We start from the raw sequence: 22,824 nt of genomic DNA on the forward strand, positions 1-22,824 counted from the left end.
CGCCGGCGTCATGCCGGGCGGGCTTTTCGTTCACCTCGCGTTGGCCGCTATGCGACCGCTTGCGCCACCTTGGCCGGCACCGGCGCGTAGTGGTCGAACTGCATGCCGAAGCTGCCGCGTCCCGAGGTCAGCGCGCGCAGGCTGCCGATATAGCCGAACATGCCGGCCAGCGGCACGTGCGCCTCGATCACGGCGCCGCCGCCGCCCTGCTGCGACTGAGCGCGCACCACGCCGCGGCGGCGGTGCAGGTCGCCGATCACGTCGCCGACGTGGTCGGCGGGCGCGCTCGCTTCCACCGCCATGACCGGCTCCAGCACCACGGGCGCGGCGGCCTGCGCCGCTTCGCGCATGGCCGCCGCCGCCGCGGTCTCGAAGGCCAGCGCCGAGGAGTCGCGCTCGTGATGGCTGCCGTCGAGCAGCACCGCCCTGAAGTCCACCAGCGGATGGCCGGCCACCACGCCCTGCGCGGCGGCGCGGCGGATGCCGGCTTCCACCGCGGGCACGTACTCGCGCGGCACCGCGCCGCCGGCGATGCGGCTCTCGAAGCGGATGCCCTCGCCGCGCGGCAGCGGCTCCACGCGCAGCAGCACCTCGGCGTACTGGCCGGGGCCGCCGCTTTGCTTGCGGTGCAGGTAGCGCGCTTCGGCCGCGCGCGTCAGCGTTTCGCGATAAGCCACCTGCGGCCGGCCTACCGTCACCTCCACGTTGAAGCGCGCGCGCAGCTTTTCCAGCGTGACTTCGAGCTGCAGCTCGCCCATGCCGGACAGCAGCGTCTGCCCGCTTTCCGGGTCCTGCCGCAGGCGCAGGCTGGGGTCTTCCTGCACCAGCGCCTGCAGGCCGCGCGACAGGCCGGCCTGGTCGGCATGGGTGCGCGGCTCGATGGCGACGTCGATCACCGGCTCGGGCGCGTCGATGCTTTCCAGCACCACGGGATGCGCCGGATCGGTCAGCGTGTCGCCGGTCACGGTGGCCTTGAGGCCGGCGATGGCCACGATGTCGCCGGCCACGGCCGCGCCGCGCTCCTGCTTGCTGTCGGCATGCATCTCGTACAGGCGCGCCACGCGCTCGCGCTTGCCGCTGCCGGCGTTGAGCACGGTGTCGCCGGCGGCCACGCGGCCGCGGTAGATGCGCACGAACGTAAGCGTGCCGTGCGCGTCGTGCACGACCTTGAAGGCAAGCGCCGCCAGCGGCTGGGCCGGGTCCGCGTCCAGTTCGGGGCGCGCCACGTCGGCCGGCGCCGGCAGGTAGCCGGTGACGGCGTCGAGCAGCGGCTCCACGCCCTTGTTCTTGAACGCGGAGCCGGCCAGCACCGGCACCGCGGCGCCGGCCACGGTCACGCGGCGGATGGCCGCGCGCAGCGCCGCCGCATCCGGCTCGCGGCCGGCGAGGTAGCCTTCCAGCATGGCGTCGTCGTGCTCGGCCAGCGTCTCCAGCAGGCGCTGGCGCCAGGCCGCGGCCTGCTCCGCCATCGCGTGCGGCACGGGCTGCGTGGCGTAGGCCTGCCTGCCGGCGCCGTCCGGCCACAGCAGCGCCCGCATGGCGACGAGATCGACCACGCCGGCGAAAGCGGCTTCGCTGCCGATCGGCAGTTGCAGCACCAGCGCCACCGCGCCCAGGCGCTGCTCGATCATGCCCGCCACGCGCAGGAAATCCGCGCCGGTGCGGTCGAGCTTGTTGACGAAGGCGATGCGCGGCACGCGGTAGCGGTCGGCCAGGCGCCAGTTGGTCTCGGTCTGCGGCTCCACGCCGGCCACGCCGTCGAACACCACCACGGCGCCGTCGAGCACGCGCAGCGAGCGGTTCACCTCGATGTTGAAATCGATGTGGCCGGGCGTGTCGATCAGGTTGATGCGGTGGCCGCGCCAGGCCACGGTGGTGGCGGCGCTGTTGATGGTGATGCCGCGCGCCTGCTCCTGCGGGTCGAAGTCCAGGGCGGCGGCGCCGTCGTGCACTTCGCCGAGCCGGTGGCTGGCGCCGGTGTAGAACAGGATGCGTTCGGAGGTGGTGGTCTTGCCCGCGTCCACGTGGGCGATGATGCCGATGTTCCTGACGATGCCGTTGTCGTTGTCGTTGTTGTTGAGTGCCTTGCGTTCCATGATGGGCTGCCTTTGCGAAAACACCCTGGCGGGTGCGTGCCGGCCAGGGTGTTGTCGGTGTCCCCGGCGGGCGGTCTGTGCGATGCCCCGGGACTGCGGATGGCAGCCAGGGGGCTATGGAATCGCTTGCGGGGCGGCGCCGGCATGCCGCATGCGGCACGCAGTGACATCGATGGCGGCGACAGCCGATGCCGTTACCACGCCAAGGGACGAGCGCAAGCTCCCGTTCCCTTGGCCGGTTTGAATCGTGGCGATCAGCTTGTCGTAGGTACGCATGGCGTGTGAGATGGTGGCGAAGTGCAAAAACAAAACCCCGGCGGGCCTGCGGGGCCGTCCGGGGTTTGTGCATGCTTCGCGTTCCCCGGAGCGGCCTGCCAGCCTTCCGGGCGCGACGCTCGGAAGACTAGACGTGAATGGCCAGCAGCACGCGATCACCGTGCGGTGCCGCGGCAAACGCGGCAAACCCTGCGAAGGGCGCGGCGGTGCGTCGGGCTGCTTGTTTCATGTTGTCCGGACTCCAGAGAATGGCGCGCAGTCTAGCACCGTTGCATGAAACGTGCAGGGCGCGTGGCATGCGTGCAGCGCCCGGCAAAGTGCACTAGGCTGGAAGCCAAGGACACCCCGCAGGAGATCCCCATGCCAAGCCATCCCGTCCTGGAACGGGTCACCGCCCGCATCGTCGCGCGCAGCGCCGCCACCCGCCAGGCCTACCTGGCGCGCACGCGCGCGCTGGCCGGACAGAAGGTGGAACGCGCGCACCTGTCCTGTACCAACCTCGCGCACGGCGTGGCGGCCATGCCCGAGCAGGCCAGGATCCGGCTCAAGGCGCAGGAGCGGCCCAACCTCGCCATCGTCTCGTCCTACAACGACATGCTGTCCGCGCACCAGCCGCTGGCGGCATATCCGCAATGGCTCAAGGAGGCCGCGCTCGAAGCGGGCGGCACCGCGCAGTTCGCCGGCGGCACGCCGGCCATGTGCGATGGCGTGACGCAGGGCCAGGACGGCATGGACCTGTCGCTGTTCTCGCGCGACGTGATCGCGCTGTCGGCGGCGGTGGCGCTGTCGCACCAGATGTTCGACGGCGCGCTGTACCTGGGCGTGTGCGACAAGATCGTGCCGGGGCTGGTGATGGGCGCGCTGTCGTTCGGCCACCTGCCCGCGGTGTTCGTGCCGGCCGGGCCCATGACCACCGGCATCGGCAACGAGGAAAAGGCGCGCATCCGCCAGCAATACGCCGAGGGCAAGATCGGCCGCGCGGAGCTGCTCGAGGCCGAGAGCAAGTCCTATCACGGCCCCGGCACCTGCACCTTCTACGGCACCGCGAACTCCAACCAGATGCTGATGGAGATGATGGGCCTGCATCTGCCCGGCACCGCCTTCGTCAATCCCGGCACGCCGCTGCGCGAGGCGCTCACGCGCGAAGCCGCGCGCCAGGCGCTGCGCCTCGTGCACGGCGGCGAGCGCTACACGCCGGTGGCCGACGTGCTCGACGAGCGCGCCTTCGTCAACGGCATCGTGGGGCTGCTGGCCACCGGCGGCTCCACCAACCACACGCTGCACCTGGTGGCGATGGCGCGCGTGGCGGGCATCGTGCTGGGCTGGGACGATTTCGCCGAGCTCTCGGAAGTGGTGCCGCTGCTGGCGCGCGTGTACCCGAACGGCAGCGCCGACGTGAACCAGTTCCAGGCCGCCGGCGGCCTGCCGGTGGTGATCCGCGGGCTGCTGTCGCTGGGCCTGCTGCACGACGACGTGACCACGGTGGCGGGCAAGGGGCTGGCCGACTACACGCGCGAGCCGGTCCTGCGCGACGGCAGACTGGTGTGGATCGACGGGCCCGCCGCGCCGCTGGACGACAGCATCGTGCGCGCCGCCGCGCGGCCGTTCGCGCCCGAAGGCGGCATCAAGCTGCTCGACGGCAATATCGGCCGCGCCGTGCTCAAGATCTCCGCGGTCAAGCCCGAGCACCACGTGGTGGAGGCGCCGGCGCTGGTGTTCCACACGCAGGACGCGCTGATCGATGCGTTCAAGCGCGGCGAGCTGGAGCGCGATTTCGTCGCGGTGCTGCCGTGGCAGGGGCCGGCCGCCTGCGGCATGCCCGAGCTGCACAAGCTCACGCCCACGCTGACCGTGCTGCAGGGGCGCGGCTTTCGCGTGGCGCTGGTGACGGACGGCCGCATGTCGGGCGCCTCGGGCAAGGTGCCGGCGGCCATCCACGTCTGCCCCGAGGCGCTGAACGGCGGCGGCATCGCGCGCGTGCGCGATGGCGACCTGATGCGCGTGGACGCGCATGCGGGCGTGCTGGCGGTGATGGTGCCGCAGGCCGAGTGGGACGCGCGCGACATCACGCCGCCGGACCTGTCGGTCAACCGGCACGGCGTGGGGCGCGACCTGTTCGGTGGCTTCCGCAAGCACGTCGGCTCGGCGGAAGAAGGCGCGTGCGCGCTGTTTGCCGACGAGGGCTGACGGCGGCGGGCGTGGCGCGCCGCGTTGCCGTGTGGCGGGGCCTGCGTCAGCTCAGGCGCTGGGCCGCGGACAGCGCCGCGGGCGCGGGCCGGGCGCCGTCCGGCACGCGCACTTCCTGCACCGGCACGGCGAGCGGGCAGCCGGCCGCTTCGAGCGCCGGCTTGATGCGCTGGTAGAAGGCGAAGCGCACGTTCCAGTAGTCGCCGGCAGCGGTCCAGCAGCGCACGTTGAGCGTGACGCCCTGCGCGGCATAGTTGACCACCATGACTTCGGCCGCGGGTTCGGGCAGCACGCGCTTGTCCGCCGCGAGCATGGCGCGCAGCGCGTCGAGCGCGGCCTGGATGTCGGCGCCGAAGGTGACGGTGACTTCGATGTCGAGCCGGCGCGTGGGGTTCTCGCTGTAGTTGGTGATGGCGCTGCCCCAGATCTTGCCGTTGGGCACGCGCAGGCAGACGCCGTCGAAGGTGGTCAGCTCGGTCATGAACAGGCCGGTCTCGCGCACGGTGCCGGCCACGCCCTGCGCGTCGATGTACTGGCCCACGCGGAACGGCCGCAGCAGCACCAGCATGATGCCGGCGGCGATGTTCTGCAGCGTGCCCTGCAGCGCCAGCCCGATGGCCAGGCCGGCCGCGCCGAGCATGGCGACGATGCTCGCGGTCTGCACGCCGAACTGCGACAGCACCAGCACCACGGTCAGCACGCGCACGATCCATTGCGTGACGCTGGCCAGCATCGGGCGCAGCGTGGCGTCCACGCTCGGCCGGTCGAAGGCGTGCAGGATGGCCGCGCGGGCGCGCCCGGAGATCCACCAGCCCAGGATCAGGATGACGATGGCGGCGATGCAGTTCAGGCCCTGCTGCACGGCGAGCTGCGCGAGGTAGGTGCCGGCAGCTTCCAGCTTCTGCGGGTCGATGAAGTTGAGGTTCATGGCGATCGGCTCCGGCGGAGAAAACAAGGACAAGGACAAAGATCGGGACAAGGCGAAGCGCGATGGGAACGCGCCGGGCGTACCCGTTTCTGCGTACCCCGACAGCGCGCAAACCCGGCGCCACGGCGCGCCGGTTTCGCGCGGCGCGGCACCGGGACCTGCCCGCGATAGCCCGACCGGATGTCGGACGATCACCGGCAATGGCTCGATATTGCGGATGTATTCAGGACAGAAGCGCGGCAGTGAGGTTCCCGCGCGCGGCCGCGCGAGGCGCGCGCGAAATAGCGCCAGCTAGCGCCAGCCCTTGTCGCGCAAGGGCTGGCGCCGCGTCGAAAAATGTCGCCGGAGGTCAGGCCGATGGCGTGCGGGCCGGATGCCCGCGGGCATTCGCGGCAGCGCCGCCGCATGGGACCGGCGGCACGCAGAAACGGGTACGCTTTCGCGTCTGGAAGGGATTCGGAGGGGATTCGAAAGGGATGCGCGGCACGGCGCGCGGCGCCGTGCCGGGAGCCCGCGGCGGCCGGCTCAGGCGGCCACGGGATGGTCGTGCAGGCGGTCGCGCTCGGCGAGTGAGGGGAACAGGCGCATCCATACCGCCACCACCACCAGCGTGCCCAGGCCGCCCAGCAGCACCGCGCCGACCGGCCCGAGCAGCGCCGCCGTGACGCCCGACTCGAACTCGCCCAGCTGGTTGGATGCGCCGATGAAGACCGAGTTGACCGCGCCCACGCGCCCGCGCATGTCGTCGGGCGTGTCGAGCTGGACCAGCGTGGAACGCACCACCACGCTGATCATGTCGGACGCGCCGAGCATGACCAGCGCCACCATCGACAGCGGCAGCCAGCGCGAGACGCCGAACACCATCGTGGCGACGCCGAACACCGCCACCGCGCCGAACATGATGCGGCCCACGCGCCGGTTCATCGGATGGTGCGCCAGCCACAGCGCCGTGGTCAGCGCGCCGATGGCCGGCGACGAGCGCAGCAGGCCGAGGCCCCACGGGCCGGTGTGCAGGATGTCGCGCGCGTAGATCGGCAGCAGCGCGGTGGCGCCCCCCAGCAGCACGGCGAACAGGTCCAGCGAGATGGCGCCGAGCAGCACCGGCCGGCTGCGGATGTAGGCGATGCCCGCGAACAGCGTGGCGACGCTGACCGGCGTGTTGTTGCGCTGCACGAGCTGGCGCAGCTTGAGCGCGCTCACCAGGCAGGCGGCGATGGCGAACAGCGTGGCGCTGATGGCGTAGACCACGCCGGGGCCGGCCACGTAGGCGAAGCCGCCCAGGGCCGGGCCGATGATGATGGCGGTCTGCACGGCCGAGCTCGACATGGCCACCGCGCGCGGCAACTGGCGCGCCGTGACCACGCTGGGCAGCAGCGCCTGCAGCGTGGGCGTCTCGAAGGCGCGGGTGGCGCCGATCAGGGCCACGAAGACGAAGATGTGCTCGCGCGTGATCCAGCCCTTGAGGCTGGCCACCGCCATCGAGACCGCGATCAGCGCTTCCAGCGTCTGGCACGAGCGCACGATCACGCGCCGGTCGAAGCGGTCGGCCACGTGGCCGGACATCAGCAGCAGAACCACCGAGGGCAGGAACTGCACCAGCCCGACCATGCCGAGCATGAAGGGGTCGCGGGTGAGGTCGTAGATCTGCCAGCCCACCGCCACCGTGAAGATCTGGTAGCCGATCGTGGTGCACAGGCGGGCAAACCAGAACAGCCGGAACGAAGGGTCGCGAAAAACGGAATCCGGCTCGGCGGCCGGAACGGTGGCAGGGGTCGACATGGATGGCGGCAAGGACGGGAAAGTCGGCGGGGCGCACAGCAAGGCCCTACGCGGCGGAACGTAAAAAAGCGCCTGAAGCTGCCCTTTCCCCTGGAACGAGCCTGGGAGCGGGCCTCCTGTCTGGCCTGATGCTTGATTCCGCAAGCTTTGGATTCTATCCGAGCGGGCCGCCGCATGCAGCCGCATGCGGCAAGTTCTATGTATCGAATCTGACACAATAGCGCCGCAGTGACGGTATCGGCACCTGCAAGGTGCCCTGCGGCGGCGACCGGACCGCCCCCAGACCCGCTTCCGCCAGCGCAAGCCGCGACACCGCGGCAGCCTGCGCGCGCGGAACGTCAGACGATCTCGCGCGTCTCGCGGAACTCCACCTTCGGGAAGCGCTCCTGCGTCAGGCGCAGGTTGACCATGCTCGGCGCGAGGTAGACGTGGTCGCCGGCGCCGTCGAGCGCGACGTTGTGGCCGGCCTTCTCGATCAGCTTCTCGATCTCGGCCGGGTCCCCCTTGAGCCAGCGCGCGGTGGCGCATTCGTGCGATTCAAAGATCGCGTCGACGCCGTATTCGTGCTCGAGCCGGTGCGCCACCACGTCGAACTGCAGGATGCCCACGGCGCCCAGCACGAGGTCGTTGGAGGCGATCGGGCGGAACATCTGCGTGGCGCCTTCCTCGGCCAGCTGCTGCAGGCCCTTCTGCAGCTGCTTGACCTTGAGCGGGTTGTTCAGGCGCGCGCGGCGGAAGAACTCGGGCGCGAACGAGGGGATGCCGGTGAACTTGAGCGGCTCGCCCTCGGTGAACACGTCGCCGAGGCGGATGGTGCCGTGGTTGGGCACGCCGATGATGTCGCCCGAATACGCTTCCTCGGTGGTGTTGCGGTCCTGCGCCATGAAGGTGATGGCGTTGTTGATGGCGACCGTCTTGCCGGTGGACACGTGCAGCAGCTTCATGCCGCGCTCGAAGCGGCCCGAGCACACGCGCACGAAGGCGATGCGGTCGCGGTGGCGCGGGTCCATGTTGGCCTGGATCTTGAACACGAAGCCGGTGAACCTGGGCTCGTCCGGCTCCACCACGCGGGTCTCGGTGTTGCGCGCCTGCGGCGGCGGGGCGAGCTCGCACAGCGCGTCGAGCAGCGACTGCACGCCGAAGTTGTTGATGGCCGAGCCGAAGTAGACCGGGGTCTGCTTGCCGGCGAGGAACGCGTCCTTGTCGAACGCATGCGAGGCGCCGCGCACCAGTTCGATCTCGATGCGCAGCTCCTCGGCCTGGCTGCCCAGCATGCGGTCGAGCTCGGGGTTGTCGAGCCCGTCGACCATCGCGGAGGTGCCCTTCTCACCGTGCGGGTCGAACAGTTGCACGCGGTCGTCGATCAGGTGGTACACGCCGCGGAAGGACTTGCCCATGCCGATCGGCCACGTCATCGGCGCGCACTGCATCTGCAGCACGTCTTCGATTTCGTCGAGCAGCTCGATCGGCGAGCGGCCTTCGCGGTCGAGCTTGTTGATGAAGGTGAGGATGGGCGTGTCGCGCAGGCGGCAGACGTTGAGCAGCTTGATGGTCTGCGCTTCCACGCCGTTGACCGAGTCGATCACCATCACCGCGGAGTCCACCGCGGTCAGCGTGCGGTAGGTGTCCTCGGAGAAGTCTTCGTGGCCCGGGGTGTCGAGCAGGTTGACGATGTTCTCGCGGTACGGGAACTGCATCACCGACGAAGTCACCGAGATGCCGCGCTGCTTTTCCAGCTCCATCCAGTCGGAGGTGGCGTGGCGGTCGGCCTTGCGCGCGCGCACTTCGCCGGCGACCTGGATGGCGCCGCCGAACCACAGCAGTTTTTCGGTCAGGGTCGTCTTACCCGCGTCAGGGTGCGAAATGATGGCAAAGGTGCGACGACGCGCAATTTCGGATACGAGCGAGCTCACGGCGGTGGATTCTGCAAACGGAAGATGGAAAGGCCCGGGGCGCAGCGGGCCGGCGCCAGGGGCCGGCGGGACCATCAACTCGAGGTCGGGGCGCCGGGCACTGCGGGCATGCACGAAGGGAATCGGGCGGTATTTTACCGGTTCGCGGGCGCGGCGGCGCGCGGCGCGGCCTGCGCGCCCGCGCCCTGGCCGCGCAGGCTGCCGAATTGCAGCGCGTACTGGCGCGTCAGCTCGGCCCCGAAAAAGAAGATTTGCGCCGAGTAATACACCCACAGCATCAGCGCGACGACCGAGCCGGCCGCGCCGTAAGAAGACGCCACCGCGCTGTTGCCGAGGTACAGGCCGATCAGCCGCTTGCCGGCGGCGAACAGCAGCGCGGTGATGACGGCGCCCATGATGACGTCGCGCCACGCGATGCGCGCATTGGGCAGCATCTTGAAGATCACCGCGAACAGCAGCGTGACCACGCCGAACGAAAACGCGGTGGAGAGCACGTCGGCCACCGGCGCGAACCAGGACTGCGTCCACATCTGGCCCCAGAAGCGGTCCACCACGGCCAGCGCGGCGTTGACGATCAGCGACACCAGCAGCATGAAGGCCAGCACCAGCACCAGGCTGAACGACAGCAGCCGCGCGCGCAGCAATTGCTGCCAGCCCGCGCCCTGCGGCGCCGGCGCGGCCCAGATCTCGTCCAGGCTGCCCTTGAGCTCGGCGAAGGCGCTGGTGGCGCCGACGAACAGGATGCCGGTGGCGATGGCGGCGGCCAGCCCGCCGCCGCCGGCGCGGTGGGTGGCGGCCAGGATCTCCTGGATGGCGGCCGCGCCCTGCGCGCCGACCAGGCCGTCGATCTGGGCGAAGATCTCGCCGCGCGCGGCCTCGGCGCCGAAGAAGATGCCGGCGATGGAGATCACCAGCACCAGGATCGGCGCGAGCGAGAACAGCATGTAGAACGACAGCGCCGCGCCCTTGCTGGCGGCGCGGTGGGCCACCCAGGCGCGGACCGAGGCCCCCACCACGCTGGCGGTGCGCGCGGCGGTGTGGCGGTCGGGCAGCCAGCGGCCCGGGCGCGGCCGGGGCGCATCGGCGTCCAGGGGGCGGCGGGGCGCATCGGCGGGATTCACGCGCGGGTCCGGCGGGGAGGTGGCCATGAGGACGGCACGGGCTACGCCGGCATGGTTAGCGCTCCTTGCGCAGGCCCCAGACGAGCGACACCGCGAACAGCACAAGGAAGACGATGAAGAGCAGCTTGGCTACCTGGGCCGCCCCGGCGGAAAGGCCGCCGAAGCCGAACAGCGCGGCAATCACGGCGACCACGAAGAAAAGCACGGCATAGCGCAACATGATGAGACTCCGGCAAGGCCTCTCCCGTTTTTGCATGTGGCCGAAAGTCCATGATACAGCCGCCCGCGCGCTTTGCCCAAGCGCGCGCGCGGCGCGCCAGCGGCTAGACTGGAACCGGAAGGCAGGCGGGCGGCGGCCACGCCGGGCGCCGTCCTTCCGGCCGTCTTTCCCGAACCCAGTCAGAAGGAGGCACCATGAACCGGACCACCGCGCACTGCCTCGGCATTGCCGTCTTCCTGGCGCTCGGCGTGCTTGCCGCCACCGGCTGCGAGCGCAGCCAGCCGGGCCCGAAGCCGATCTCCGGCGGCATGGCCGAGCAGGCCAGCGCCGCGCCGGCACGCTAGGCGCGCCGCGCATCCACGCCGCGGCACGGCATGCGCGGGGCGCGATGGCGGCGCGGACATCGCCGTTGCCCCGCGCGCCATCCCCGCGCCCGCGCCACTTCACGCACCCTCCGCAAGCGTCCGGCGTACCCGTTTCTGCGTGAATGAGACGGTCGACCACCGTGCGCGCCGGCCGCCGGCGCGCCTGTTACAGCCCTGCAACCAACGCCGGGCCGCCAGCGCGGCCCCGCGCGGGCGGACTCCTTGCCGGACACGGCAAGCCGCGCGGGCGATCGGCCGCCGAAAGCCGCCGCCGGCGCGGCCGGCGGCATGTTTCAGTACCGCAACCAAAGCGTCCCCCCGTTCGGGGGGAACCTCCCCGCGTGCTTCCGCGCCGCCCGCAAACCGGCCCCGGTGCTGGCTTCGCGCGGATTGGCATGCTTGTCGCTCTGTGCCCGGCAGGGAGACATAAAAAAATGACGCGACGAGTCCTACAACGCGGGAGTGAGTTCTGCCATGCGTCAGCCGCCTGCGCGTATGACGGCACGAAGGCGATCGCATCGGCTGGCGCGGCCCGCGCCGTCGGTGTTGCAGCTTTTGTCGCCGCCCTTGCTCCCCTCTGCGCGATTGCCGGCACAGGCGACATCGTCGTTCTGCGCAGCGTCGAGCCGCGTATTGCCTATCGCGGCATTCCGCAGGGGGACATACCGATAGCCGCCGCTGTCGAGCCGTTTCCGTCCCAGCGCTTCCAGCAATCCGCCGCCGCCGTGGCGAGCGACCTGACCGACAGCGACCTCGCTGCCGCGGTGGGCCGCAGCGCCGCGGGCGGCGCCGCGCCCGCTGCCGGCCAGGCGGTGCCTGCGCGCCGCGCCGGCCTGCCGGCCCAGGCCGAAGGGCCGGCCGCGGGCGTCGCCGCCGCCGGCGTCGCGGGCGGCATTACCGGGCAGGTAACGCAGGCCACCGGCGGCGCGAGCGGCGCCTTGCTGCGCGGGCTCGCGCCGCTGGCCGCGGGGCTGCGGCCATGACACCGGCGCGCGCCATCGCCTGCGCCGTGCTCGCGCTGGGCGGCATGCCGGCGCACGCGCAGGTGGCGGGCGCGCAGGTGGCGAGCGCGGACAACGCCGGCATCGGTCCGGGCGCGCTGGCCGGCGTGTCCGGGCGCGCCGCCGTCAACGTGGCCGCGGGCAGCGGCAACGCGCAGAGCAACCAGGCCGCGATCTCCACCGCCGCCGCCGCGGTGCAATCGATGCAACGTGCCGGCGCCACCGCGCCCGCGGCCGGCGCCGCCAGCCAGATCGGCGGCGGTGCGTTTGCCGGCGCCAGCGGGCTGATCGCGGCCAACGTGGCCAGCGGCAACGGCAACCTGCAGAGCAACGCGGCGGTGCTGGCGCCGTCCGCCGCGGTGAGGATCGAGGCGATCTCGGACGGCCTGCTGGCCGCCGCATCGGCAGGCGGGAGCCGCCCGGATTCAGCGGGCCGCGCGCCGGGACCGCGCGAGGCAGTCATCCAGCCGGATGCCTACCGCAACGCCAGCGGCCTGGTGCAGCTGAACCAGACGGCGGGATCGGGGAACGTCTCGTCCAACGTTTTTGTGCTCCGTCCCCCGGCGGGCACTTTTTTCTAGCAAGGGAAGGAGAAGATCATGAAAACGAGAATGCTCGCCATCGCAGCGATGGCCGCGCTTTCCACCAGTGCGTTCGCGGGCGGGTTCAGCTACTTCGATCGTCCCGACGAGGCCGACATCTTCAACCAGACCGCCATCAGCAACGACATCTACGTGCGCGGCTTCGGCTTCGCCTGGGGCGACATCCGCTTCAAGTCCGAATCGGGCGCGGTGGTCGACAGCCAGCAGAGCGCGCGCGGCAACGGCGTGCGCATCGGCCCGTCGAACAATACCGCGTCCGGCGGCGGCAGCGCGCTGGTCAACGCGCAGGGCAATATCGGCGTGAACGTCTCCGCCGGCGCCGGCAACGGCCAGTCCAACCAGGCCGCGCTGGCGAGCATCGACGCCGCCGACGTGTTCGCCTCCGCGCAGGTGTTCTCCAGCCAGAAGACCGGCGGCAACGGCGTGCGCATGGCCGGCGCCGCCAACAGCGCCACCCTGGGCGACGGCATGCTCGCCGGCGCCAGGGGCAACGTCGGCGTGAACATCGCCGCCGGCGCCGGCAACCTGCAGAGCAATGCGCTGGCGGCCTCGGTCAACACCGGCGGCGGCACCGGCCGCGGCGGGCAGCCGGTCGGCGTGCTGGCCAAGGCGAGCGCGTCCAATGACCAGTCCACCTACGGCAACGACCTGTCGATGTGCGGCTGCCGGCCGAGCAACACGGCCTCGCTGGCCGGCGGCGCGCTGGCCAACGCGGTGGGCAACATCGGCGTGAACATCTCCGCCGGCGCCGGCAACGCGCAGAGCAACGGCCTCGCCATTTCCACGGCGACGCACTGAGCGCGGCGCCGCGGCATGGCCGCATTGCGGCCGCGGTACGAAAGACGCGGCGGCGGAGCCGGGCACCGGGGGGTACCGGCTCATCCCGCCCGAGGGAGGAAACGAGATGCGCGCGCTATTTCGCGTGACCGGGGCATGCCTGCTGCTGGCCGCCGCCTGCGGCGCCAGCGGGCAGGGCACGATGACCATCAACCTCGATGGCCAGGCCATGCTCAGGAAGCCGGTCAGGAGCATGCTGGAGATGCGCTACCAGAACGTGATGCGCCAGCAGCTCGACTTCAGTTGCGGCGCGGCGGCGGTCGGCACGCTGTTGCGCTACGGTTACGGCTTCGACCTCGCCGAACCGAAGATCGTGGAGGACATGCTGCGCATCTCCGATGCCGACACCGTGCTCAAGAACGGCTTCTCCATGCTCGACATGCGCAACTACGTGGAGACGCTGGGGCTGCGCGGACGGGGCTTCCGCGTGGACTACGGCGCGCTGCGCCAGCTCCGGATCCCGGTCATCACGCTGCTCGACGTCAACGGCTACCTGCACTTCGTGGTGGTGCGCAGGGCCATCGACGGGCGCGTGTTCGTGGCCGACCCGGCGCTGGGCAACCGCATCATCAGGGAAGAGGATTTCGCCGCCAACTGGAACGGGCTGGTGTTCGCCATCGTGGGCCGCCCGTTCGATGCGAACTCGCCGCTGCTGGACTTCACCGCGCCGGCCCTGCGCGAGCGGACCAACGCCGCGCTGGCCGGCGGCATGGTGCCGGCCGCGCTCGATTTCGGCCTGATCCGCATGGACTATTTCTGACATGGCCACCGCGCTGCGCCTGTTCTGCCTGACCTGCGCCGCCGGCGCGGCGATGGCTGCCGCGCCGGCGGCGCGGGCGGTTTCGGCCGCCGACGACGCGGCCGCGATCGTCGGCGCGGCGGCGCGGGCGGAGCCGGTTGCCGACGACGAACTGGCGGGCGCGCGCGGCAAGTACCTCGGAGCCAGCCTGGTCAGCGGCTTCATGGTGGAGATGGTGTCGCGCTGGCAGAACGACAGCGCGGTCGCCACCGCCACCGCGCGCGTGGCGGCGGCCAACCTGGCCGCGGGCGCGGCGGCGGCGCAGGCCAGCGCGAGCCTGTCGGCGCGCGTGCAGAGCCTGGGCGGCGGCACGGTGCAGGGCAACGGCGGCGTGGCCAGCGCCGCGGTGCAGGCCGCGGGCGTGGGACAGGTGACGCAGATCGCGGGCGACGGCAACTCGGTGCGCAACGTCAGCACCATCACCACGCAGACCGCGCCGCTCGCGGCGCCGGCGGCCGGCGGCAACGGCACCGCGCCGCAGGTGGCGCAGGCCAACGGCATGACGGCCAGCGCGGCGGTGAGCCCCGGCGGCGGGGTCTCGGTGGCGATCCTGTCGGCGGCCGGCAGCGCGACGCAGAACGCGCAGGGTGGCGGCCTGATGCAGGCCGCGCGCGTCACCGGCGACGCGCAGCAGGTGCTCAATCTCACCAACATCACGCTGCAAGTGCAGCAACTGACGAACCGGCAACTGACGCAAACGAGCATGCGGGACGCACTAGCGGCGATCGCATCGATGCGACGATAATCGCTGCATGCGGGGGTGGCGCACCCGATTGACGCGTGTTCAGATTTCCGGGGGGAAAGATGAAGACCGAATTCGCTGTGCTGGGAACCCTGGCGGGAACCCTGCTCTCCACCGGCGCGTGCGGGCAGGTCGGTGCCCAGGCGCCGGGCGCGGACGAGCGGATCGAACGATTGACAAGACTGGTCGAGCAGCAGGAGCAGACCATCAGGACTCTCGAGCGGCGCCTGGACGAGCTGGAAATGGCCGGGGCGCGCGGCCGGGGGGTCGTGGAGGGAACGGGGAGAACCGGGGAAACGGGGAGCAGTGCCGAGGGGAACGCCGGCGGCGGCATGGCCGCTGCGGGCGTTCCCTCCCTGGCACAGGACGCCGCGCCGGCCGCGCCCGGCAACCTCGCCGGCGGCACCGGCACGCCGGTGGTGGGTTCCGACGCGCGCGCGACGCAGCAGCAGGCGCGCGTGCAGAGCAAGGACCTGGTCTACCAGACCGAGCACGCGCCGCTGTTCGAGCGGCGCCTGACCATCGACAGCGGTTTCGTCTACAGCTACTACGACCGGCGCGCGCTGTCGCTCTCGGGCTTTCTCGCGCTCGACGCGATCTTCCTCGGCACCATCAACCTGAACCAGACCAAGTCGCACACGCTCACCTACGACACCATCTTCCGCTATGGCCTGACCGACCGCATGTCGATGGACTTCGACCTGCCGGTGACGTACCGCAACACCAACTTCATCTCGGGCGGCGCGGGCGGCTCCGCTGCCAGCCTGTCCGACGCCACGCTCAGCACCACGGCGCTGGGCGACATCAGCATGGGCGTGTACTACCAGTTCCTGCGCGAGAGCGGCGCGGCGCCGGACGTGGTGGGCAGCGTGCGCGTGCGCGCGCCCACCGGGCGCTCGCCGTTCGGCATCAAGCTGGTGTCGGCCGACCCGAACAACAACAACCTCAACGTCGCCGCGCAACTGCCGACCGGCAACGGCGTGTGGGCGGTCACGGCGGGCCTGTCGGTGCTCAAGACCTACGACCCGGTGGTGCTGTTCGCCAATGCCAGCTACACCTACAACATCAGGCGCTCCGTGAGCGACATCTCGTCCGTGCAGGGCGAGGCCGCGCCGGCCGACGTGAAGCTCGGCGACACCATCGGCTTCGGCGGCGGCCTGGCGCTCGCGCTCAACGACCGCACCTCGATGTCGCTGGCCTTCAACGCGGCGCTGTCGGGCAGCACGCAGGTCACGACCGCGGGCGTGACGCAGACGGTGGTCGGCAGCCGCGCCAACGTGGCGACCATGACGTTCGGCTTCAATCACGTCATCACCAAGGGGCTGTCGGTGAGCACCGCGTTCGGCATCGGGCTGACGCCGGACGCGCCGAACTATACGGTGTCGCTGCGGTTTCCTTATACGTTCTGAGGGGATGGGGCGGGAGAGAAAAAACGGGGCCCCGGCGCGGCGGGATTGCAGACGGCAGGCGGCGCCTGTCGCCGAGGGTTTGCTCCCCTCTCCCATGAAATGGGAGAGGGGAGACCACAAGCGGCAAGCAAATGTTGTCGGCAACCTGTACGCGCACCGCAGCCCGCCTGATCCCCGTCGCCCGCAGCCCGCTATTCCCCCGCCCCCGGCCTCGCCTCGATGCGGATGTTGTGCTTGTGCATCAGCCGGTAGAGCGTGACCCGCGAGACGTTGAGCTCGCGCGCGGCGGGCACCACGTGGAAGCCGTGGCTCGCCATCACGGTGCGGATCGCCTCGCGCTCGGCTTCCTCGCGGATGGCGTCGAGCGTCTTGCGCGGGGTATCGGTGCCGCCGTGCAGCTGCAGGTCTTCCGCGGTGATCTTGCGGTTGTCCGTCATCACGATGGCGCGCCGCACCCGGTTGATCAGCTCGCGCACGTTGCCGGGCCATTCGTACTGCATCATCGCCTGCGTGGAGCACGGCGAGAAGCCGCGGATGCGCCGGTGCGCCTCGTGCCCGTGCTCGGCGAGCACCGCGTTGGCCAGCAGCAGGATGTCCTCGCCGCGCTCGCGCAGCGGCGGGATCGACAGGGTCAGCACGCACAGCCGGTGGAACAGGTCGGAACGGAAGCGCCCGTCGGCCTGCGCCGCCACCAGGTCCACGTGCGTGGCCGAGATGATGCGCAGGTCCAGCGGAATCGACTGGTGCCCGCCGAGCCGGGTGATGGTGCCTTGCTGCAGGAAGCGCAGCAGCGCGACCTGGCTCTCCAGCGGCAGGTCGCCGATCTCGTCGAGGAACAACGTGCCGCCCTGCGCCTGCTCGATCCAGCCGATCTTGCGCTGGTTGGCGCCGGTGAACGCGCCCTTCTCGTAGCCGAACAGCTCGGACTGCACCAGGTGCGGCGGAATCGCGCCGCAGTTGATGGCCACGAACGGTCCCTTGCGCCGGCTCGACGCCTCGTGCACGGCCTGCGCCGCCAACTCCTTGCCGGTGCCCGATTCGCCGGAGATGAAGACCGGCGCCTCGTTGTGCGCCACCTTGGCCAGCGAGCGGAACATCGCGCGCATGGCCGCGCATTCGCCGATCATCGGGCCATGCCCGATCAGCTCGTGGCTGCGCGCGCCGTGCAGGCACGCCATGCCGTGCGCGTGCTTGAGCGTGTAGAGCAGCTCGCTGAACGAGAACGGCGTGCGCACGTAGTCCACGCAGTAGTCGCGGATCAGCCGGCGCACGCGCTCGTCCTCGAGCATGCGCGAGGAGGTGATCGCCACCCACATCACGTGCAGGTATTGCAGGCTCTGCTCGAGCTGCGCGAGCTCGGCGTCGCTGTACTCGCTTTCGAGATCGAGCACGCCGGCCATCGGCGCGCTGCCCCGCACCACGCGGCTCAGGTCGCGGATCTGCTGGATGTGGCGAATCTCCCAGCCAGACCCGAACTGGGCCGGATCGAATCCATAGGGTTCATGGCGCGACACGACCAGCACCTGTGCGGTGCGTGTCGCCACCTTGCACAGTCGGTCCATAGCGTTCTCCCTGCCGTTGGGCATCTTGGCTACCCGGGCTTGCGCGGCGGCCTCGCTGAGGTGCGGGCTTTGCGCGTGGCCAAGCCGGGGCGGTTGGGGGAGGTCCCCCATGCGCAACGTGGGCATTACGGCCTGGACAGACTGCGGGACTGCTCGCCGAGGATGGCGTCGTGCTCGCCACCGGCCTGGAGCTGCTCGCGGATGCGCCGGCGCACCTGGTCTTTCTCGCGCAGCAGTTCGCCGCGCGGCGCCTCGGGGGACTGGCCGGAGTATCGGTAGTAGAGCGTCTTGTAGGTAAGCTGGCTGAGGATCCATTCCTGGAGCAGCGAGCGCTGGCGTGAAAGCTCGCCCTCGAGCGAACGCTGGCGCTGCAGCAGCTGTTCGATGGCGGCGCGCACGTGGGACGGCAGCGCGCCATCCTGGCTGAGGAAGGCTTCGACGGCGCTGGCGGCCGGATCGGTGCGCTCGGCAATGCGATGTCGGCGCGGCGTTTCGGCGGCAGCCTCTCCGAGGGCTGCCCAGGCGCGATGAATGGAAAGACTGGCGGACTCGCTGATGGGCCCCATAGCGGGTCGCCGGATTTCTCCTGCATTCATGATGTGATCCCCGTTGAACAACACCCCCGGCACTACACGTTCGCGATTACCACTTATCTTTCATCTTGTTATTTGCTTTCTTGTCGAGGCATGCGTGTATCCGCATGCTCCCTTCGTCGTGGCGAAGCCATCTGGACGATGGTCTGGTCGGTCATTCAGTCCTTGCCCGTTCTGCCGACGGCGGACTCTTCTTTCTGTGGTTATTCCAGATAATGCGTTGCGCCAGACGGCGCCACTCCGGAACGCCGGAGTCAAGAAGGGGCGCCTTGAAGCGCCCCGCTATTTGCCACGACTCTAGTTCAGTGCATTTGCGGCGGTTTGTCCAGCCCTCAGTATGGGGACTCACGCCAATATCATCCTTTAGTATGAGCCCGCTCCCATACACTGCCTGGGCTGACAGGTAATTAGCCACTTACATTGTGCGCAGAAACGGGTACGGGTCGGCGTTGCGCGCACGCACGCCGGCGGCGGTTCAGGCACGCAGAAACGGGTACGGCATCGCGCCGGGCGGCGCGGAGCGCGCGCATCGGGATCACGCAGAAACGGGTACGCCCGGCTCGCCGGCCTCTCGTTCGCGACCTCTCGTTCGCGACCTCTCGTTCGCGACCTCTCGTTCGCGACCTCTCGTTCGCGGCCTGCCGGACGAGGCCGGATCAGTGGCCGGGCAGGTAATAGAACTTGAAGACGAACACCGCGGCGATGATCCACACCATGACCGGAACGGTCCGGGCGCGGCCGGTCAGCAGCTTGAGCCCGGCGTAGGCGATGAAGCCGAACGCGACGCCGTTGGCCACCGAGTAGGTGAACGGCATGCCCAGCGCCGTCAGCACGGCCGGCACGACTTCGGTCGCGTCGGACCAGTCCAGGTCCACCAGTTCGCGCAGCATGAGGCAGGAGACGTAGAGCAAGGCGGGCGCCGTGGCATAACCGGGCACCGTGCCGGCCAGCGGCGAGATGAACAGGCAGGCAAGGAAGAGCACCGCCACGGTCACTGCCGTCAGCCCCGTGCGCCCGCCGGCCTGGACGCCCGAGGCGCTCTCGATGTAGGCCGTGGTGGACGAGGTGCCGAGCAACGAGCCGGCCATGATGGCCGTGCTGTCCGCCATCAGCGCCTTGTTCAGCCGGTCCATCTTGCCGGCCTTGAGCAGGCCCGCGCGGTTGGCCACGCCCATCAGCGTGCCGGTCGCGTCGAACAGTTCCACCAGGAAGAACACCAGCACCACGTTGATGATGCCGATGGAAAGCGCGGCCGAGATATCGAGCTTGAGCAGCGTGGGCGCGATGGACGGCGGCGCGGAAAACACGCCGTGGAAGGCGTTGTCGCCCACCACGAAGCTGAGCGCGGTGGTCAGCAGGATGCCGATCAGGATCGCGCCTTTGACCTTGAGGTGGTCGAGCGCGACGATGGCGAAGAAACCGACGATGGCGAGGATGGCCGGCGTCCGGTGGAGATCGCCGATCGTCACCAGCGTGGCCGGGCTGGCCGCCACGATGCCCGCGTTCTTCAGCGCCACGATGGCGAGGAACAGCCCGATGCCCGCGGTGATGGCGATGCGGATCGAGTGCGGGATGCCGTTGACGATCGCCTCGCGCACGCGCAACAGCGTCACCAGCAGGAACAGGCAGCCGGAGATGAACACCGCGCCGAGCGCGGCCTCCCACGGAAAGCCCATGCCCTTGACCACGGTGTAGGCGAAGTAGGCATTCAGGCCCATGCCCGGCGCCATCGCGATCGGGTAGTTGGCGTAGAAGCCCATGATCAGGGTGCCGATCGCGGCCGCCACGCAGGTGGCCACGAACACCGCGTCCTTGGGCATGCCGGCGTCGCCCAGGATGCTCGGGTTGACGAAGATGATGTAGGCCATCGTCAGGAAGGTGGTCAGCCCGGCCAGCAGCTCGGTGCGGACGTCGGTCTGGTGCTCGCTCAGCCTGAACAGCCGCTCGGCGAGCGACGGGCTGGCGGGCACCGCTGAACGGCTGCCAATGGGTTCCGGTGTCGGCATGAAGGCTCCTCTTGTCCTGTTGCGTGGCGATGCTTTGTTTCGGGCTGACGCCGGCGGCGGGCGGGGCGTGGCCGGACGGTCTTACTGGTCTGACTGTCCGGCATATTCTCCCCGGCGGTCGCCGCCGGGGAGAATAGCTGGCATACAAAATATGTGATGGCCTTGCCGGCACCGGCGGTGAATCCGGGCCGGCATCCAGAATCACCCTACCTTGACGCTGGCGCTAATCCACCGTATAAACCCCGCTAGATTCAAGCGACGAGGCAACAGCACATTCGTTAGCCACCGTCATGGTACTTCCGTTGTCCATGGTGTCCTTTCCTTGAGTTGCTTTGCTGGATATGCGTGAGCTATCCGTTTCTTTTTAAATTTTTGTCAGGAAAAGCAATACCATGCAAACCGGTATCGTTAAATGGTTCAACGACGCCAAGGGCTTCGGTTTCATCAAGCCGGACGCTGGCGGTGACGATCTCTTCGCACACTTCTCTGAAATCCGCGCGGACGGTTTCAAGTCGCTGCAGGAAAACCAACGCGTGTCGTTCGAAGTCAAGAACGGCCCGAAGGGTCTGCAAGCTGCGAACATCACGCCGCTGTAAGCAGTAGACTGGCACTCCGCCTGGAGTGCGACCCAGTCGAGAAACCCCGCCTTCCGAGGCGGGGTTTTTTTTGCCCTGCGCGGACGGGCGAGGCTGATTCTCGCCATCGGTAGCAGGGCACGGCTCGCGCTTCCTGCCGCGTTCCGAAAGCCACCAGCGCGGCAAAGGGCAGCCCGCCTTTTCCTCCGCCCCCCATCCCGCCGGACCCACCCGGAAATGTGCTGACTGCTCCGCAGAAACGGGTACGCTTCCGTGCGGGCAGGAGTGTCGTCTCCCTGTCTCGAGCCACGCCTCGGTGTTCGCAGAATTGGGTACGCATCGGCTTCGCCCGGCGCGGCCGCCTGTGCCGGACGGCGAAATCCGCGGCCCCCGCATGCGCAGAAACGGGTACGCAAAGCCCCTCTTTAGCCATCACAAGCGGGCTTTCCACATCGCTCCCGGGCCGGATATGCCCGCAGAAACGGGTACGCATCCGGCCAGTGCAGCGGCCTTTCGTGACTAACCCGCTCCCTGGCTCGAGCAACCGCACGTCCCGCTGACGTATTGGTGCAACGCAGAAACGGGTACGCAATGCGAATTCGCAGCACCCCACCCGTTTCCGTCTGTGCGCAGAAACGGGTACGCCAGGCATGCGTTTCGGGGCGATTTCGACCGTCCAGCGCTCCCTCGCCTGGTTTCCCCATCCTCCTCCCGGACCTTCGCCATCCCATTTTCTTGGCATGGCAATGAAACGGGCGACAGCCCGCAGAAATAGGTACGCCCCGATGCCTGCCATCGCATGGCAAACGTTCGCAGAAACGGGTACGCCACATCGTGAACCCGTCCCGACATCCGACACCGACATTCCAGGCCACGCTCCATTACCCCGCAGAAATGGGTACGGAGACGTATACCCTTTTGCAGCCTGTGAAATATCGAGTGCAAGCACTCGCTTTTTGGCCAAAGCTTATGTATAATGGCAATGGGAAATTCCACATCACCCGGCCCTTGGGAAAGCATTCGCAGAAACGGGTACGGAAGCGACCGAAATGCATGGTGGAATGTCTCGCAGAATTGGGTACGCTTCGATCCTGGTCCCGAGTAATTGATGCTTTCGCAGATTTGGGTACGCCGCAGAAACGGGTACGCATGGCCGGGACTGTCAGGGTCGACGGCACGTCGCTTCAGGGCGACCGCAGAATTGGGTACGCAAATGGAACGCCGGGCGCCCGAATGACGCAGAAACGGGTACGCTGCACCGCAACGGCGGCGTGAAAAAGCCGGTTCCGAACCCATTTCTGCGGGGATAACTTCGTGCGCCAGGCGTGTTTACCCCGGCGCGAGACGTAAACGGCACCCCGCCCGCAGAAACAGGTACGCTTTTGGCCTCTGTCGCTGTGGAAAAGCCAGTGGGAACAGTGAGTTATCCCCGCAGAATCCGGTTCGCGCTTTGCGCTGAAACGGGTTCGGTATACCGCAGAATCTGGTACAGCACTTCGCAGAATCGAGTACGGTTCCACGCAGAATCGGGTTCGCGGAGGGTGTTTTTCCGTATACGGATCAATGGCTTGAGAGCCACGTATACGGTTTACGAGTAGTTAACCCATACGCTTATCGTTTACTGGTAGCTGAGGTCCGGGCATCCGTGGACAACCCTGCCGGGTTGCCCACCGCTGTCCGCCCCGCAACCAGTCATGAGACCCACCTACCCCAAAACAAGCGGGCTAACAGGAAATTCGCCTACCGTACCTGTTTCTGCGTGACAAGGCTGTTTGCTTCGCGTAAAAAGTCGTGTATTCCGAAGCACGCCAAT

General features: G+C 69.1%; 19 protein-coding genes. 10 read left to right on the forward strand and 9 right to left on the reverse strand.

All coding sequences use genetic code 11. The annotated features are described in order from the left end of the window. Positions 1 to 47 precede the first annotated feature (47 nt). Positions 48 to 2,096 (reverse strand): elongation factor G, encoded by a 2,049-nt coding sequence (gene fusA, locus ACWTPI_RS33855; protein ID WP_454733972.1) that lies wholly within the window; start codon positions 2,094 to 2,096, stop codon positions 48 to 50. 636 nt (positions 2,097 to 2,732) lie between these two features. Between fusA and edd the strand changes: the two genes are divergently transcribed. Then, a complete protein-coding gene (edd, locus tag ACWTPI_RS33860; protein ID WP_454733973.1) occupies positions 2,733 to 4,559 on the forward strand; it encodes a phosphogluconate dehydratase in 1,827 nt (608 codons plus the stop codon). Positions 4,560 to 4,605: 46 nt separating this feature from the next. On the opposite strand, the gene ACWTPI_RS33865 is transcribed toward edd, so the two are convergent. After that, a complete protein-coding gene (locus tag ACWTPI_RS33865; protein ID WP_454733974.1) occupies positions 4,606 to 5,487 on the reverse strand; it encodes a mechanosensitive ion channel family protein in 882 nt (293 codons plus the stop codon). On the opposite strand from ACWTPI_RS33865, the gene ACWTPI_RS33870 reads away from it, so the two are divergent. Further along, the gene (locus ACWTPI_RS33870; RefSeq protein WP_454733975.1) at positions 5,486 to 5,782 is read left to right on the forward strand and encodes a hypothetical protein; all 297 of its coding nucleotides are present in this window, start codon (positions 5,486 to 5,488) and stop codon (positions 5,780 to 5,782) included. The two genes, ACWTPI_RS33865 and ACWTPI_RS33870, sit on opposite strands and share 2 nt — an antisense overlap. Before the next feature lie 230 nt (positions 5,783 to 6,012). Here ACWTPI_RS33870 and ACWTPI_RS33875 read toward each other — a convergent pair whose 3' ends face one another. The 4 genes from ACWTPI_RS33875 to ACWTPI_RS33890 all read right to left on the reverse strand — a co-directional run bounded on the left by ACWTPI_RS33875 (position 6,013) and on the right by ACWTPI_RS33890 (position 10,520). Continuing rightward, complete coding sequence (locus ACWTPI_RS33875) at positions 6,013 to 7,266, reverse strand: MFS transporter (RefSeq protein ID WP_059411988.1); 1,254 nt, start codon at positions 7,264 to 7,266, stop codon at positions 6,013 to 6,015. Positions 7,267 to 7,604: 338 nt separating this feature from the next. Beyond that, the gene (locus tag ACWTPI_RS33880; protein WP_059411989.1) at positions 7,605 to 9,179 is read right to left on the reverse strand and encodes a peptide chain release factor 3; all 1,575 of its coding nucleotides are present in this window, start codon (positions 9,177 to 9,179) and stop codon (positions 7,605 to 7,607) included. 134 nt (positions 9,180 to 9,313) lie between these two features. After that, positions 9,314 to 10,327 carry a YihY/virulence factor BrkB family protein gene (locus ACWTPI_RS33885; protein ID WP_020204783.1) on the reverse strand — a complete coding sequence of 338 codons (1,014 nt, stop codon included), beginning with the start codon at positions 10,325 to 10,327 and terminating at the stop codon, positions 9,314 to 9,316. A gap of 28 nt (positions 10,328 to 10,355) precedes the next feature. Beyond that, positions 10,356 to 10,520: a DUF1328 domain-containing protein gene (locus ACWTPI_RS33890; RefSeq protein WP_020204782.1), complete on the reverse strand. Its 165-nt coding sequence runs from the start codon at positions 10,518 to 10,520 to the stop codon at positions 10,356 to 10,358. Positions 10,521 to 10,714: 194 nt separating this feature from the next. Here ACWTPI_RS33890 and ACWTPI_RS33895 point away from each other — a divergent pair, with 194 nt between their 5' ends. The 7 genes from ACWTPI_RS33895 to ACWTPI_RS33925 all read left to right on the forward strand — a co-directional run bounded on the left by ACWTPI_RS33895 (position 10,715) and on the right by ACWTPI_RS33925 (position 16,275). Then, complete coding sequence (locus ACWTPI_RS33895) at positions 10,715 to 10,864, forward strand: hypothetical protein (protein ID WP_020204781.1); 150 nt, start codon at positions 10,715 to 10,717, stop codon at positions 10,862 to 10,864. A gap of 455 nt (positions 10,865 to 11,319) precedes the next feature. After that, positions 11,320 to 11,868, forward strand: coding sequence for a hypothetical protein (locus tag ACWTPI_RS33900; RefSeq protein WP_454733976.1), 549 nt, complete (start codon positions 11,320 to 11,322; stop codon positions 11,866 to 11,868). Further along, positions 11,865 to 12,467, forward strand: a complete 603-nt coding sequence (locus ACWTPI_RS33905; RefSeq protein WP_454733977.1) for a hypothetical protein — start codon at positions 11,865 to 11,867, stop codon at positions 12,465 to 12,467. Before ACWTPI_RS33900 ends, ACWTPI_RS33905 begins: the two co-directional genes overlap by 4 nt. 18 nt (positions 12,468 to 12,485) lie before the next feature. Further along, positions 12,486 to 13,286 (forward strand): hypothetical protein, encoded by an 801-nt coding sequence (locus ACWTPI_RS33910; RefSeq protein WP_454733978.1) that lies wholly within the window; start codon positions 12,486 to 12,488, stop codon positions 13,284 to 13,286. A 106-nt stretch (positions 13,287 to 13,392) separates the two neighbouring features. Next, positions 13,393 to 14,085 carry a C39 family peptidase gene (locus tag ACWTPI_RS33915; RefSeq protein ID WP_020204777.1) on the forward strand — a complete coding sequence of 231 codons (693 nt, stop codon included), beginning with the start codon at positions 13,393 to 13,395 and terminating at the stop codon, positions 14,083 to 14,085. A 1-nt stretch (position 14,086) separates the two neighbouring features. Then, positions 14,087 to 14,869, forward strand: coding sequence for a hypothetical protein (locus ACWTPI_RS33920; RefSeq protein WP_454733979.1), 783 nt, complete (start codon positions 14,087 to 14,089; stop codon positions 14,867 to 14,869). A gap of 59 nt (positions 14,870 to 14,928) precedes the next feature. After that, the gene (locus ACWTPI_RS33925) at positions 14,929 to 16,275 is read left to right on the forward strand and encodes a transporter (protein ID WP_454733980.1); all 1,347 of its coding nucleotides are present in this window, start codon (positions 14,929 to 14,931) and stop codon (positions 16,273 to 16,275) included. A gap of 191 nt (positions 16,276 to 16,466) precedes the next feature. Here ACWTPI_RS33925 and ACWTPI_RS33930 read toward each other — a convergent pair whose 3' ends face one another. The 3 genes from ACWTPI_RS33930 to ACWTPI_RS33940 form a co-directional block, all read right to left on the reverse strand. Continuing rightward, the gene (locus ACWTPI_RS33930) at positions 16,467 to 17,837 is read right to left on the reverse strand and encodes a sigma-54-dependent transcriptional regulator (RefSeq protein ID WP_020204774.1); all 1,371 of its coding nucleotides are present in this window, start codon (positions 17,835 to 17,837) and stop codon (positions 16,467 to 16,469) included. A gap of 125 nt (positions 17,838 to 17,962) precedes the next feature. Continuing rightward, on the reverse strand, positions 17,963 to 18,433 hold the full coding sequence (locus tag ACWTPI_RS33935; RefSeq protein WP_029043976.1) for a hypothetical protein: 471 nt from the start codon (positions 18,431 to 18,433) through the stop codon (positions 17,963 to 17,965). 653 nt (positions 18,434 to 19,086) lie between these two features. Continuing rightward, a complete protein-coding gene (locus ACWTPI_RS33940; protein WP_029043975.1) occupies positions 19,087 to 20,436 on the reverse strand; it encodes an NCS2 family permease in 1,350 nt (449 codons plus the stop codon). A gap of 392 nt (positions 20,437 to 20,828) precedes the next feature. Here ACWTPI_RS33940 and ACWTPI_RS33945 point away from each other — a divergent pair, with 392 nt between their 5' ends. Further along, positions 20,829 to 21,032, forward strand: coding sequence for a cold-shock protein (locus ACWTPI_RS33945; RefSeq protein ID WP_017228340.1), 204 nt, complete (start codon positions 20,829 to 20,831; stop codon positions 21,030 to 21,032). Positions 21,033 to 22,824 lie beyond the last annotated feature (1,792 nt).

Source organism: Cupriavidus ulmosensis, from assembly GCF_977008105.1.

Excerpts from the sequence above, each read along its gene's own strand:
- ACWTPI_RS33905 (WP_454733977.1), top strand. The coding sequence starts at position 11,865 with ATGACACCGGCGCGCGCCATCGCCTGCGCCGTGCTCGCGCTGGGCGGC.
- ACWTPI_RS33935 (WP_029043976.1), bottom strand. The coding sequence starts at position 18,433 with ATGAATGCAGGAGAAATCCGGCGACCCGCTATGGGGCCCATCAGCGAG.
- ACWTPI_RS33940 (WP_029043975.1), bottom strand. The coding sequence starts at position 20,436 with ATGCCGACACCGGAACCCATTGGCAGCCGTTCAGCGGTGCCCGCCAGC.
- ACWTPI_RS33895 (WP_020204781.1), top strand. The coding sequence starts at position 10,715 with ATGAACCGGACCACCGCGCACTGCCTCGGCATTGCCGTCTTCCTGGCG.
- ACWTPI_RS33885 (WP_020204783.1), bottom strand. The coding sequence starts at position 10,327 with ATGGCCACCTCCCCGCCGGACCCGCGCGTGAATCCCGCCGATGCGCCC.
- ACWTPI_RS33865 (WP_454733974.1), bottom strand. The coding sequence starts at position 5,487 with ATGAACCTCAACTTCATCGACCCGCAGAAGCTGGAAGCTGCCGGCACC.
- ACWTPI_RS33930 (WP_020204774.1), bottom strand. The coding sequence starts at position 17,837 with ATGGACCGACTGTGCAAGGTGGCGACACGCACCGCACAGGTGCTGGTC.
- ACWTPI_RS33925 (WP_454733980.1), top strand. The coding sequence starts at position 14,929 with ATGAAGACCGAATTCGCTGTGCTGGGAACCCTGGCGGGAACCCTGCTC.
- ACWTPI_RS33915 (WP_020204777.1), top strand. The coding sequence starts at position 13,393 with ATGCGCGCGCTATTTCGCGTGACCGGGGCATGCCTGCTGCTGGCCGCC.
- ACWTPI_RS33920 (WP_454733979.1), top strand. The coding sequence starts at position 14,087 with ATGGCCACCGCGCTGCGCCTGTTCTGCCTGACCTGCGCCGCCGGCGCG.
- ACWTPI_RS33875 (WP_059411988.1), bottom strand. The coding sequence starts at position 7,266 with ATGTCGACCCCTGCCACCGTTCCGGCCGCCGAGCCGGATTCCGTTTTT.
- fusA (WP_454733972.1), bottom strand. The coding sequence starts at position 2,096 with ATGGAACGCAAGGCACTCAACAACAACGACAACGACAACGGCATCGTC.
- ACWTPI_RS33910 (WP_454733978.1), top strand. The coding sequence starts at position 12,486 with ATGAAAACGAGAATGCTCGCCATCGCAGCGATGGCCGCGCTTTCCACC.
- ACWTPI_RS33900 (WP_454733976.1), top strand. The coding sequence starts at position 11,320 with ATGACGCGACGAGTCCTACAACGCGGGAGTGAGTTCTGCCATGCGTCA.
- ACWTPI_RS33870 (WP_454733975.1), top strand. The coding sequence starts at position 5,486 with ATGGCGATCGGCTCCGGCGGAGAAAACAAGGACAAGGACAAAGATCGG.
- ACWTPI_RS33945 (WP_017228340.1), top strand. The coding sequence starts at position 20,829 with ATGCAAACCGGTATCGTTAAATGGTTCAACGACGCCAAGGGCTTCGGT.
- edd (WP_454733973.1), top strand. The coding sequence starts at position 2,733 with ATGCCAAGCCATCCCGTCCTGGAACGGGTCACCGCCCGCATCGTCGCG.
- ACWTPI_RS33890 (WP_020204782.1), bottom strand. The coding sequence starts at position 10,520 with ATGTTGCGCTATGCCGTGCTTTTCTTCGTGGTCGCCGTGATTGCCGCG.